This is a genomic window from Streptomyces sp. SGAir0957 (genome assembly GCF_043523415.1).
In genome coordinates, this window is record NZ_CP027293.1 from 5,580,550 (window position 1) to 5,592,650 (window position 12,101).

The 12,101-nt window shown below is 72.2% G+C and carries 12 protein-coding genes and 2 pseudogenes; 7 read left to right on the forward strand and 7 right to left on the reverse strand.

Features of this window, described 5'->3' with window-relative positions; translation table 11 throughout:
* Positions 1-3: 3 nt before the first annotated feature.
* The 5 genes and pseudogenes from ybeY to C1N81_RS29885 all read left to right on the forward strand — a co-directional run.
* Positions 4-501 carry an rRNA maturation RNase YbeY gene (gene ybeY, locus C1N81_RS29865; protein ID WP_394434254.1) on the forward strand — a complete coding sequence of 166 codons (498 nt, stop codon included), beginning with the start codon at positions 4-6 and terminating at the stop codon, positions 499-501.
* The gene (locus C1N81_RS29870) at positions 498-1,799 is read left to right on the forward strand and encodes a hemolysin family protein (protein WP_394434256.1); all 1,302 of its coding nucleotides are present in this window, start codon (positions 498-500) and stop codon (positions 1,797-1,799) included. The genes ybeY and C1N81_RS29870 overlap by 4 nt, the downstream gene beginning before the upstream one ends.
* A complete protein-coding gene (locus C1N81_RS29875; protein ID WP_394434258.1) occupies positions 1,796-2,152 on the forward strand; it encodes an MmcQ/YjbR family DNA-binding protein in 357 nt (118 codons plus the stop codon). Before C1N81_RS29870 ends, C1N81_RS29875 begins: the two co-directional genes overlap by 4 nt.
* Positions 2,153-2,189: 37 nt before the next feature.
* On the forward strand, positions 2,190-2,543 hold the full coding sequence (locus C1N81_RS29880; protein ID WP_394434260.1) for a cytidine deaminase: 354 nt from the start codon (positions 2,190-2,192) through the stop codon (positions 2,541-2,543).
* A 306-nt stretch (positions 2,544-2,849) separates the two neighbouring features.
* Positions 2,850-3,221 (forward strand): annotated as a pseudogene (locus C1N81_RS29885) (transglycosylase family protein); the annotation flags it as partial.
* Positions 3,222-3,246: 25 nt separating this feature from the next.
* Here C1N81_RS29885 and C1N81_RS29890 read toward each other — a convergent pair.
* Entirely contained in the window at positions 3,247-3,585 is a 339-nt protein-coding gene (locus tag C1N81_RS29890) for a P-II family nitrogen regulator (RefSeq protein WP_394434262.1), read from the reverse strand.
* Entirely contained in the window at positions 3,582-4,910 is a 1,329-nt protein-coding gene (locus tag C1N81_RS29895) for an ammonium transporter (RefSeq protein WP_394434264.1), read from the reverse strand. The genes C1N81_RS29890 and C1N81_RS29895 overlap by 4 nt, the downstream gene beginning before the upstream one ends.
* Before the next feature lie 120 nt (positions 4,911-5,030).
* On the opposite strand from C1N81_RS29895, the gene era reads away from it, so the two are divergent.
* A complete protein-coding gene (gene era, locus C1N81_RS29900; RefSeq protein WP_394434266.1) occupies positions 5,031-5,981 on the forward strand; it encodes a GTPase Era in 951 nt (316 codons plus the stop codon).
* Here era and C1N81_RS29905 read toward each other — a convergent pair.
* A complete protein-coding gene (locus C1N81_RS29905) occupies positions 5,978-6,811 on the reverse strand; it encodes a helix-turn-helix transcriptional regulator (protein ID WP_394434268.1) in 834 nt (277 codons plus the stop codon). The two genes, era and C1N81_RS29905, sit on opposite strands and share 4 nt — an antisense overlap.
* Positions 6,812-6,939: 128 nt before the next feature.
* On the opposite strand from C1N81_RS29905, the gene C1N81_RS29910 reads away from it, so the two are divergent.
* Entirely contained in the window at positions 6,940-7,794 is an 855-nt protein-coding gene (locus C1N81_RS29910) for an NAD-dependent epimerase/dehydratase family protein (RefSeq protein WP_394438315.1), read from the forward strand.
* A gap of 508 nt (positions 7,795-8,302) precedes the next feature.
* On the opposite strand, the gene C1N81_RS29915 is transcribed toward C1N81_RS29910, so the two are convergent.
* From C1N81_RS29915 to C1N81_RS29930, 4 genes and pseudogenes are all read right to left on the reverse strand, one after another.
* Complete coding sequence (locus tag C1N81_RS29915; RefSeq protein ID WP_394434270.1) at positions 8,303-9,148, reverse strand: GNAT family N-acetyltransferase; 846 nt, start codon at positions 9,146-9,148, stop codon at positions 8,303-8,305.
* Positions 9,149-9,173: 25 nt separating this feature from the next.
* Positions 9,174-10,424 carry an MFS transporter gene (locus C1N81_RS29920; RefSeq protein WP_394434272.1) on the reverse strand — a complete coding sequence of 417 codons (1,251 nt, stop codon included), beginning with the start codon at positions 10,422-10,424 and terminating at the stop codon, positions 9,174-9,176.
* A pseudogene (locus C1N81_RS29925) lies at positions 10,421-11,763 on the reverse strand (GH1 family beta-glucosidase). The gene C1N81_RS29920 and the pseudogene C1N81_RS29925 overlap by 4 nt, the downstream one beginning before the upstream one ends.
* Before the next feature lie 45 nt (positions 11,764-11,808).
* A complete protein-coding gene (locus C1N81_RS29930) occupies positions 11,809-12,075 on the reverse strand; it encodes a protealysin inhibitor emfourin (RefSeq protein WP_394434274.1) in 267 nt (88 codons plus the stop codon).
* Positions 12,076-12,101 lie beyond the last annotated feature (26 nt).

A 12,101-nucleotide genomic window follows, 5' to 3' on the forward strand; every position in this document is an offset into this window, starting at 1 on the left:
CCCATGTCGATCGACGTCAACAACGAGTCCGGAACCGAGGTCGACGAGCAGGCGATCCTCGACATCGCCCGCTACGCGCTCGCGCGGATGCGTATCCACCCGCTCTCCGAGCTCTCGGTGATCGTCGTGGACGCCGACGCCATGGAGCAGCTGCATGTGCAGTGGATGGACCTGCCGGGGCCGACGGATGTCATGTCCTTCCCCATGGACGAGCTCCGGCCGCCCATGAAGGACGACGACGAGCCGCCGCAGGGGCTGCTCGGGGACATTGTGCTGTGTCCTGAGGTGGCCACCCGGCAGGGCGCGGAGGCGCCCACGCAGCACTCCATGGACGAGGAGCTTCAGCTTCTTACCGTGCATGGGGTGCTGCATCTGCTCGGCTACGACCATGAGGAGGCCGACGAGAAGGCCGAGATGTTCGGGCTTCAGGCCGCCATCGTGGACGGCTGGCGTGCGGAGAAGGGGCTGAGCGGGCCGTCCCCGGCGCCGACCGTGTCATGAGTCTTTCGCTGATCGCCGGCGCCGTCGCCCTGGTCGTCGTCGCCTGGCTCGCCGCGTGCGCCGAGGCCGGTATCGCCCGCACCTCCAGTTTCCGCGCCGAAGAAGCCGTACGGTCCGGGCGGCGCGGCAGCGCCAAGCTCGCCCAGGTCGCCGCCGACCCGACGCGCTATCTCAACGTCGCGTTGCTGGTGCGCGTCGCCTGTGAGATGGCCGCTGCTTCTCTGGTCACTTATGCGTGCCTCGAAGAGTTCGCCGCTACCTGGCAGGCGCTGCTCGTCGCCATCGGTGTGATGGTGCTCGTCTCCTATGTGGCCGTCGGTGTTTCGCCGCGGACCATCGGGCGGCAGCATCCGCTCAACACCGCTACCGCTGCCGCTTATGTGCTGCTGCCGCTCGCTCGCGTCATGGGGCCCATTCCGCCGCTGCTCATTCTCATCGGTAATGCGCTCACGCCCGGTAAGGGGTTCCGGCGCGGGCCCTTCGCCTCCGAGGCCGAGCTGCGGGCCATGGTCGATCTCGCCGAGGCGGAGTCCCTCATCGAGGACGAGGAGCGCCGCATGGTGCATTCCGTCTTCGAGCTGGGCGACACCCTGGTGCGCGAGGTCATGGTGCCCCGTACCGATCTCGTCGTCATCGAGCGGTACAAGACCATTCGGCAGGCTCTCACGCTCGCCCTCCGGTCCGGGTTCTCCCGGATTCCGGTGGTGGGAGAGAGTGAGGATGACGTCGTTGGAATTGTTTATCTGAAGGACCTTGTCCGGAAGACCCATATCAATCGGGATTCCGAGGCCGAGCTCGTCTCCAGTGCCATGCGGCCCGCCACCTTCGTGCCCGACACGAAGAACGCCGGTGATCTGCTGCGGGAGATGCAGCAGCTCCGCAACCACGTCGCCGTCGTCATCGACGAGTACGGCGGCACCGCCGGCATCGTCACCATCGAGGACATCCTCGAAGAGATCGTCGGCGAGATCACCGACGAGTACGACCGTGAGCTGCCGCCCGTCGAGGAGCTGGGCGACGACCGGTTCCGGGTCACCGCCCGGCTCGACATCGGTGACCTCGGCGAGCTGTACGGCATCGAGGAGTACGACGACGAGGACGTGGAGACCGTCGGCGGCCTGCTCGCCAAGGCGCTCGGGCGGGTTCCCATCGCCGGGGCCTCGTCGGTGGTCACGCTGCCCGACGAGCGGCGGCTGCGGCTCACTGCCGAGGCCGCCGCCGGTCGGCGGAACAAGATCGTGACCGTCCTGGTGGAGCCCGTTCCGGCGGAGGACGAGAAGGAGGCGGGCGCGGAATGAACGCCCGGGAGCTGCGCGCCTTGTGCCTGTCGTTCAACGCGGCCGTCGAGGACTTTCCCTTCAACCCCGAGACGTCCGTCTTCAAAGTGCTCGGGAAAGTCTTCGCGCTCAGCTCCCTCGACGGGGACCCGCTCACCGTCAACCTCAAATGTGATCCCGAGGACGCCGTCCGGCTGCGCGACGAGTACGACGGCGTCATCGTGCCCGGCTGGCACATGAACAAGCGGCACTGGAACACCGTGGCGGTGGGCCGGCTCCCGGACGCGTTCGTGCGGGAGCTCGTCGAGGACTCCTACGATCTCGTCGTCGCCGGGCTGCCGCGCGCCGAGCGGCTCCGGCTCGACCGGCCCTGAGCGTCACCGGCCACGTGCTTCTCCTTATGCTCACCCCATGACTGAGAGCACCGACCTCGGCCCCGAGGACCGCAAGATCGTCACCCTGGCCCGTTCCGCGCGGGCCCGCAACGGTGTGCCCGAGGGCGCCGCCGTCCGCGACGAGACCGGGCGTACCTACGTCGCCGGCACCGTCGCCCTCGACTCGCTGAAGCTCAGCGCGCTGCGCACCGCCGTCGCCATGGCCGTCGCGTCCGGCGCGCAGTCCCTGGAGGCCGCCGCCGTCGTCTCCGGCGCGGACGCCCTGCCCGAGGAGGACGTCGCCGCCGTGCGCGATCTGGGGGGCGCGGGGACGCCGGTCTTCCTGGCCGGGACCGACGGGACCGTGCGGGAGACCGTTTACTCCCGCTGAGAACTGTGGCGACCCTCACACGCGCCGCGGGCCGGGGCCTCGGTCATGGCCCGCGGTGACGGGGGGCGCTTCCGTCCCGGGGCGCCATGAGGGGCTGACAGGACGTTCGGCCCGGGGCTTCCGGCCCCGCGAGGGGCGGGGCCGAAGTGAGGGCGGAGGTCCCTTCCGCAGGGCCTGCGACCCCTGGGAACGGGCCCGGTGCACGGGCCATGGTGGAGCAGTCGCCCGGCGCAGCAAGCGCTCGACAGCGTCCCCGGTCCGGGGAGTGCGCCGTGGCCCTCACCGTCCCCGAAGCAAAGGTTTCTCGTGATCTTCTCCGCCCGTCACTCCGCTGCCCGTACCTCCCGCGTCCGCCGTCTCGCCGCCACCGGTGCGCTCGCCGGCGCCGCCGGTGCCATGGTGCTCGCGGGTACGAGCTCGGCCTCCGCGGCGACGAGCGCCCCCGCGCACAACTGGGACGCCGTCGCGCAGTGCGAGTCCACCGGCAACTGGGCAGCCGACACCGGCAACGGCTTCTCCGGCGGCCTGCAGTTCACGCCGTCCACCTGGGCCGCGTACGGCGGCACCCAGTACGCGGCGTCCGCGCACCTCGCCACCAAGGCCGAGCAGATCTCCGTCGCCGAGAAGGTGCTCGCCGCCCAGGGCCAGAACGCCTGGCCGGTCTGTGGCGCCAGCCTGTAAGCGACCGTTTCGGCAGAGGGGCTCAGACCGCGTCTGGGCCCCTTTCGCCTGTCCGGACGCGGATCACGCTGTCCACCGGCACCGCCCACACCTTGCCGTCGCCGATCTTGCCCGTGCGGGCGGCGCGGACGATCGCGTCCATCGCCGGTTCGGCGTCCGCGTCGTCGACCACGACCTCGATCCGCACCTTCGGCACGAGGTCGACCTGGTACTCGGCGCCCCGGTACACCTCGGTGTGCCCGCGCTGGCGCCCGTAGCCGCTGGCCTCCGTCACCGTCAGACCGTCCACGCCCAGCTCCTGCAGCGCCGTCTTGACCTCGTCCAGGCGGAACGGTTTGACGACCGCGGTGATCAGCTTCATGGCGCGACCTTTCGGGCGGCGGGGGCGGACGCGGGGTGGACCGTGGCGCCCAGGACGCCGTGATCGTACGCACTCTCCGCGTGCACCGTCTGGTCCAGGCCCGTCAGCTCCTCCTCCGCCGACGCCCGGAAGCCCATCAGCTTGTGCAGCGCCTTCCCGATCCCGTACGTGACGAGGAAGGTGTACGCCGCCACCACCAGGACGGCCACGAGCTGCTTCCCGAGCTGGCCGAGGCCGCCGCCGTACAGCAGGCCCTCCTTCGCCGCCGAGCCCGTCATCGCCGACGTGGCGAACAGGCCGATCAGCAGGGTGCCCACGACTCCGCCGACGAAGTGGACGCCTACGACGTCCAGCGAGTCGTCGTAGTGCAGCCTGAGCTTCCAGGCCACCGCGTACGAGCAGATGACACCCGCCGCGAGGCCGACCACCGCCGCGCCCACGACGCCCACCACGCCGCACGCCGGGGTGATCGCCACCAGGCCCGCCACCGCGCCGGACGCGGCGCCGAACGTGGTGGGGTGGCCGTCCCGCCGCTGCTCCACGAACAGCCAGCCGAGCAGGCCCGTGCAGCCCGCGATCAGGGTGTTGAAGAGGGAGGCGGCGGCCAGGCCGTTCGCGCCGAGCGCCGAGCCGCCGTTGAAGCCGAGCCAGCCGAACCAGAGGAGGCCCGCGCCCATGACGACCATCGGCAGGTTGTGCGGGCGCATCGCGTCCTTCTTGAAACCCGCACGCGGGCCGAGCACCAGGCACAGGGCGAGGCCCGACGCGCCCGACGCGATCTCCACGACCAGGCCGCCCGCGAAGTCGAGCGTGCCCAGGTGCTGCCCGATCCAGCCGCCGGGGCCCCAGACCCAGTGCGCCACCGGGACGTATACGAGCAGCGCCCACACCGGGACGAAGACGAGCCAGGCGGCGAACTTCGTCCGGTCCGCCACGGCGCCGCTGATCAGCGCCGCCGTGATGATCGCGAACGTCAGCTGGAAGGTGGTGAAGAGGAACGTGGGGACCGTGCCGGTGAGGGACTGCGGGCCGATCCCCGCCATGCCCGCGTGCTCCAGGCCGCCGATCAGGCCCGCGAACGTGTCGTCGCCGAAGGCGAGCGAATAGCCCGCCACCAGCCAGACCACCGTCACCAGGGCGATCGAGACGAAGCTCATCATGAGCATGTTGAGGACGCTCTTCGCGCGGACCATGCCGCCGTAGAAGAGGGCGAGGCCGGGCGTCATCAGGAGCACCAGGGCCGTGGCGGCGAGCAGCCAGGCGGTGTCGCCGGTGTCCAGGGCGGGAGCCGCGAGGGGGCCAGACATGGCAGGCGTGGCAGGCATGCGCCTCAGCGTCACCGCTGCGCGTTTCGTAATCCGTACCCCGGGGTTTCCGCCGTGTTTCGTGTTGCCTGAGTGTTACCGGGACCTCTCGGTGCTCGCCCGCGTTCCGGATCAGGGACAATGGGCGCCATGAGCGTTCACACCCCCGCCGCCGGATCCGCCCATCGCGCCGGTTTCGCCTGCTTCGTCGGCCGTCCCAACGCGGGCAAGTCCACCCTCACGAACGCTCTGGTCGGCAAGAAGGTGGCGATCACCGCAGACCAGCCGCAGACCACGCGGCACACCGTGCGCGGCATCGTGCACCGCGAGGACGCGCAGCTGATCCTCGTGGACACCCCCGGGCTCCACAAGCCGCGCACGCTCCTCGGCGAGCGGCTCAACGACGTGGTGCGCACCACCTGGGCCGAGGTCGACGTCATCGGGTTCTGCCTGCCCGCGAACGAGAAGCTCGGCCCCGGCGACCGGTTCATCGCCAAGGAACTCGCGTCCATCAAGAAGACGCCGAAGATCGCCATCGTCACCAAGACCGACCTCGTCGACAGCAAGGCCCTCGCCGAGCAGCTCATCGCCATCGACCAGCTCGGCAAGGAGCTGGGCTTCGAATGGGCGGAGATCATCCCCGTCTCGGCCGTCGCCGACCAGCAGGTCGACCTGCTCGCCGACCTCATCGTGCCGCTCCTCCCCGAGGGCCCGGCCCTCTACCCCGAGGGCGACCTCACCGACGAGCCCGAGCAGGTCATGGTCGCCGAGCTGATCCGCGAGGCCGCGCTCGAAGGCGTACGCGACGAGCTGCCGCACTCCATCGCCGTCGTCGTCGAGGAGATGCTGCCGCGCGAGGACCGGCCCGCCGACAAGCCGCTCCTCGACATCCACGCCTTCGTCTACATCGAGCGGCCCAGCCAGAAGGGCATCATCATCGGCCCCAAGGGCAAGCGCCTCAAGGACGTCGGCATCAAGTCCCGCAAGCAGATCGAGGCGCTCCTCGGCACGCCCGTCTACCTCGACCTGCACGTGAAGGTCGCCAAGGACTGGCAGCGCGACCCGCGCCAGCTCCGCAAGCTCGGCTTCTAGCCGCTCGTGGGGGTGAGGTCCTGGAGGCCTATCACCCTCAACAGCTCCAGGCGCTCGTACGCGTCCGTGCCCGGCCGCGCCGAATGCACCACGAGCTGCTGGTCGTGGCCGTCGCTCAGGAGCACCTCGCAGTCCAGGTCGAGGACGCCGACCACCGGATGCAGGAAACGCTTCGTCGACGCGTGCCGCACCGCCACGACGTGCGACGCCCACAACTCCTCGAACCGGGCGCTGCTCGCGCGAAGTTCGGCCACCAGCGCGGCCGGGCCCGGATCGTCCGGACGGGCCCCGACGACCGCCCGCAGGTGCGCCACGTGCGCGCGGGCGTGCGTCGCGTAGTCCTCCGGCGGGATCATGGCGCGCAACGCCGGATCCGTGAAATAGCGGCGGACCAGGTTCTCGCCCGTGTGCTCGCCCGACAGCGCCACCGCCATCGTGTTCTGCGCGAGGACCTCGCCCCAGTCGCTCAGCACCTGCGCCGGCAGGTCGTGCAGCCGGTCCAGGATCAACAGCAGGCCAGGGCGTACGTGCGCCGAGGAACCGCCCGCGCGCGGAGGCTCCTCGCCCGCCAGATGGAAGAGGTGGTCGCGCTCGTCCGCCGTCAGACGCAGCGCCCGTGCGAGCGCGGTCAGCATCTGGCGGGACGGGTGCGAGCCGCGCCGCTGCTCCAGGCGCGTGTAGTAGTCCACCGACATCCCCGCCAGCTGCGCCACCTCCTCGCGGCGCAGGCCCGGCGTGCGGCGCCGGGCGCCCGGCGTCAGGCCCACGTCCGACGGGGTCAGGCGGGTGCGGGCGCGGCGCAGGAAATCGGCCAGCTCATCACGGTTCACCTCTCCAGGGTCGCGCGCGGCGCCCGGCTTATCCAGGGCGCGCCGCTCCCTGGATAAACGCGTCTCTCCCACGTGAGCGCCGCCGCGCCGAAGGTGGTGTGCATGGCTACGACGACGAGGAGGCGGCCATGCTGACATTGGTGACAGGCGCGACAGGGCAGGTCGGGAAGCGGTTCGTGCCCCGGCTGCTGCAGAGCGCGGCGCCCGGCGACGAGGTCCGGGTCCTGGTGCGGGACGCCGCCCGCGCCGAACGCTTCGCCGAACTGGGCGCGCAGGTCGTGCTCGGCGATCTGCGGGACGCCGAGGTGCTCGGCAAAGCGACGGCCGGGGCGGACGCGGTGATCAACGTCGCCGCGGCGTTCCGCGGAGTGCCGGACGAGGAGGCCCGCGCCGTCAACCGGGACGCGGCGATCGAACTCGGCCGCGCCGCGGTGGCCTCGGGCGTGCGGCGCTTCGTGCAGGTCAGCACGGGGCTCGTGTACGGGGCCGGGCGGGGCAGGCCCCTCATCGAGTCCGACGAGACCGTGCCGGGCGGGGCCATGTGGGGCGCCTACCCCGAGTCGAAGTGGCAGGCGGAACAGGCACTGGCCGCGCTGGACGGCCTCTCCGACCTCCGCATCGGGCGGCTCCCCTTCGTCTACGGCGACGGCGACCCGCACCTCGCCAACGCCATGGAATGGGCCCCGCACTGGCCCGCCACCCAGCGGCTCCACATGGGACACCACGCGGACGTGTCCCAGGCGCTTCAGCGGCTTCTTTACGCGCCGGGGGCTCAGGGCGTCTACAACATCGCGGATGACGCTCCGCTCACTACCGTTGATGTGTACGGCCTGAACGGTGTTCCGGTGCCGGGTGAGCTGTACGAGAAGGTGGATCCGGATCCGTGGCGGGCGGTGCTTTCCACGTCCCGTATCCGGCGCGAACTGGGGTACCGGCCGTTCTACCCCTCGGTCTGGGTCGCCCGCGACATGGGCGCGCTGTAAGGCCCGGGGCGCGTAGGGGCGCGGGGAACTGCGCGCTCAGCCACGACGGTGCCGCACCCGGCGATGGCGCCCGGCCCCGGGGCTCCGCCCCGGCCCCCGCTCCTCAATCGCCGGAGGGGCTTGGGGTGCCGAAGTGGCTCGGGGTCCTTAGGGGCGCGGGGAACTGCGCGGCCAGCCACGACGGTGCCGCACCCGGCGACGGCGCCCGGCCCCGGGGCTCCGCCCCGGCCCCCGCTCCTCAATCGCCGGAGGGGCTGGGGGTGCCGAAGTGGCTCGGCGCCCCTAGGGGCGCGGGGAACTGCGCGGCCAGCCACGACGGTGCCGCACCCGGCGACGGCGCCCGGCCCCGGGGCTCTGCCCCGGCCCCCGCTCCTCAATCGCCGGAGGGGCTGGGGGTGCCGAAGTGGCTCGGCGCCCCTAGGGGCGCGGGGAACTGCGCGGCCAGCCACGACGGTGCCGCACCCGGCGACGGCGCCCGGCCCCGGGGCTCTGCCCCGGCCCCCGCTCCTCAATCGCCGGAGGGGCTGGGGACAGACGCGGATGCGATCAGCGCTGTGCCGACAGGGGCGAAACCCAGCCGCGCATACACCCGGGCCACCTCATCATCCCCGGCCGAGAGGAACACCGTAGAGACGCCGGAGGCCACCGCGTCGGTGACCAGGGCCGCCGTCACCGCCAGACCGAGGCCCCGCCGCCGCGCCGCGGGCAAGGTTCCGACGCCCGCGACCTCCGTGACGTCGCCGACCGGCACGTGCATGCCGGAGCTGAGGACGACCCCGTCCTCGACGGCGGCGGCGAGGGCGAGGCGGCCGGTGCGGATGCGGTCCTGGTGTGCGGGGACGCTGCCGTCCCCGGCGCGCTCCGCGACCAGCGCCGAGAGCTCCGCGGCCCCGGCGGCGCCCACCGCCGTGCCGGGGTGCGCGAACGCCACGTACGGCAGCGCGAGCGCGGCGGCGAGGAAGGGGTCCCGCGCGCCGAGGACCCGGACCAGCGGGTGCGGGTCGGGCAGCGGAGCGTGCGCGTCCCGCGCCATCAGCGGATGCGCGCTGACCGTCAGTCCGGCCTCCTCGACGGCGGCCCGCATGGCGGGCGTCGTCTCCGCCACCCATTCGAACGCCTCGGGCACCCCGAGTTCCCGTTGCCGCGCGCGTACGGCGCGTACGTCGGCGGCGTTCGGCGGTGGCGCGTCGGGGCGGAGTGCGGGCCGCGCGTAGTACGGCCAGCCGGGGCCTTCGCGGACGAAGAGGGTGAGGGAGCCGTGCTCCTCGACGCGGGCGGCGGCGCGCGGCACGGTGTCGTAGTACCGCTCCAGGCGGCCGAGGAGGGCGGGGTGAGGTGTGTCGGCTTCGGTCATGAGCGCGGACAGTACGCGAAACCCGTCAATCCACCGACTGGATTTTCCGGACCAGGAGTGCCCCGAGCAGACCGACCGCCGCCGCCACCAGATACAGCGTCCGGTAGCCGCCGAGATGGTTCACGAGGGGTGCCGCTAGGGCGGGCGCGGCGACCTGGGGGAGGGAGTTCGCGACGTTGATGACGCCCAGGTCCTTGCCGCGGTCGAGGGCCGTCGGCAGGACGTCGGTCATCAGCGCGAAATCGACGGAGGTGAAGACGCCGAAGCCGACGCCGAGGAGGGCCGCCGCGACGATCGCCCCGTGCCAGGTCTGCCAGCCGGCGAGGAGCGCCGTCGCCACCGCGATCAGCACGCCGGACCAGAGGACGAACGGTTTGCGGCGGCCGGCCCGGTCGGAGCGGATACCGGCGACGACGACGGTGGCGAGCAGTGTCACCCCGTTCACGCCGGTCAGGATCAGCACGCCGGTGTCGGGGTCGTCGTGGTGGAGGCGGTCGCGCAGGTAGTAGAAGAGGTAGAGCAGGACGAGCGTGTTCCCGAGGTTGATCAGGAAGCGGGTCAGCCAGGCCCAGGCCAGGTCGGGATGGCGGCGCGGGCTCAGCCGGAAGCCCGCCGCGAAGCCGCGCCACGACCATGCCGGGCGGTCGGCCCGGTCCAGGCGCGGGTCCCGGTGGAGCAGCACGTACGGGGCCACGCCCGCCACGGCGAACACCGCGCACGCCGCGTATCCGGCCCCCACCCCGCCCGCCACGGTCGCGAGCCCCGTGCCGACGACCGCGCCCAGGAGCTGCGCCGCCCCGATCCAGCCGCCGATCGCGCCCCGTTGCAGCCGGGGCACCCGGTCGGGGACGGCCGCCGTGACCGCCGCGAACGCCGCGTTCAGCGTCAGCTGCACCAGGCACCAGCCCGCGAAGAGGCCCCCTACCGTGTCCGCGCCGCCGAGGAGCAGGAGCGAGAGCGCGCCGCCCGCCGTGCCCGCCACGATCCACGGTGTACGCCGCCCGTGGCGGGCGACCGTGCGGTCGGAGAGGGCGCCGAACAGGGGGCTGGCCACCAGGGAGATCGCCGCTCCGGCCCCCGTCACCCAGGCGAGCAGCGACTCCTTCGACATGCCCGTGCCGGGCGCGAAGTGCTCGGACTGTCTGGCGAGCAGGATCTGCAGCGGGCCGTACCAGCCGACCCAGATCGCGACGTTGGCGAGGGAGAGGGCCGTCGTCCAGCCGGGTCCGACCCGGTCGACGGGTTCTCTCAGCGCCTCGCCGCCCGCGTCCGTCATGCCCGCTGGGCGCGGAGCGCGTCCCGCAGCCAGCCGTACGACGCCTTCGGGGTGCGCGTCAGCGTGGCGAAGTCGACGTGCACGAGCCCGAACCGCTTGCTGTAGCCCTCGGCCCACTCCCAGTTGTCCAGGAGCGACCAGACGAAGTAGCCGCGGACGTCCACGCCCGCCTCGACCGCCCGGTGCAGCGCCCGGAGGTGGCCGTCCAGGTACGCGATCCGCTCCTGGTCGTCGATGCCCTCGTACGCGCAGCCGTTCTCGGTGATGATCACGGGCGGGAGCCGGTCCCCGTAGCGGTCGCGGAAGCCGGTGAGGAGGGAGGTGAGCGCCTCCGGGACGACCGGCCAGCCGAAGTCCGTCACCGGGTGTCCGGTGATCTCCCGTACGGAGAAGGGAGTTCGGCGGGGAGGGTCAGGCCGGAGAACTCCGTCTCCGTCGCGGCCGGGGCGCCCACCTTCGTCGGCTGGTAGAAGTTGATCCCGTACCAGTCGAGTGTGGACCCGGAGATCACCTCCAGGTCGGCCGCCACGTCGTCGCCCGGCATCAGCTCCGTGAAGCCCTCCGGGTAGGTGCCGAGCAGCAGCGGGTCGGCGAAGAGCCGGTTGAGGATCGTGTCGTACAGGTCGGCCGCCGCCGTGTCGGCCGGGTCGTCGGAGGCGGGCCAGGTCGGGCCGTGCGAGTTGGCGATGCCGATCGACCGGGCGCCCGCCGCGCGCAGCGCCCGCGCCGCGAGCCCGTGGGCGAGGAGCTGGTGGTGGGCGACCGGCAGGGCGTCGAAGAGGAGTTTCTCGCCGGGGGCGTGCTCGCCGAGCGCGTGGCCGAGCAGGGTGTGTTCGGCCGGTTCGTTGAGGGTGATCCACTGCTCGACGCGGTCGCCGAGGCGGGCCGCGACCGTGGTGACGTACTCGGCGAAACGTGTCGCCGTCGACCGCTCCAGCCAGCCGCCCGCCTCCGCCACGCTCACCGGCAGGTCCCAGTGGAAGAGGGTCGGCACCGGGCGGATGCCCCGCGCGCACAGCTCGTCGACGAGACGGTCGTAGAAGTCGAGGCCGCCGGGGGACAGTACGCGCGGCCAGCTGACCGAGAAGCGGTAGGCGTCCACGCCCAGGTCGTGGAGGAGCGCCACGTCCTCCTGGTAGCGGGTCACGTGGTCGCAGGCCGTCTCCGCCGTCGAGCCGTCCTTGATGCGGCCCGGCCCGGCGGTGAACCGGTCCCAGATCGAGGGTGCGCGCCGGTCGGCGGCGCCCTCGATCTGGTGGGCGGAGGTGGAGACGCCCCACTGGAAGCCGGGCGGGAAGGAAGGGAGCGCGCCTGCGGTAGCTGCCATGGGCGCGATCATCCGTACCGGTCAGTACGAAGTCAACGCCCAGGCGGGATACGGGACTTACGCTCCTTCTTTGAGTACGCGCGTGATCAGCCTGCGCTGTTCGTCGGTGAGCCGGGGATCCGCGCAGTACACGGTCCGCCCGTCCACGGTGAGGGTGTAGCTGAACCCGTCGGGAACCCCTATGGGCGGCGTGCCCCGGCCCGCGGCCAGCGCCTTCTCGGCCAGGACATGCCACTCATGGGCGTCGGCGCGGCCGGCCGTGTCGACCTCCGCGTGGCGGTCGATCCCGGCGAAGCCACCCGTGCGTGAGACGTGGATACGCATGGATCCCTGTCTACTCCATATCCGCC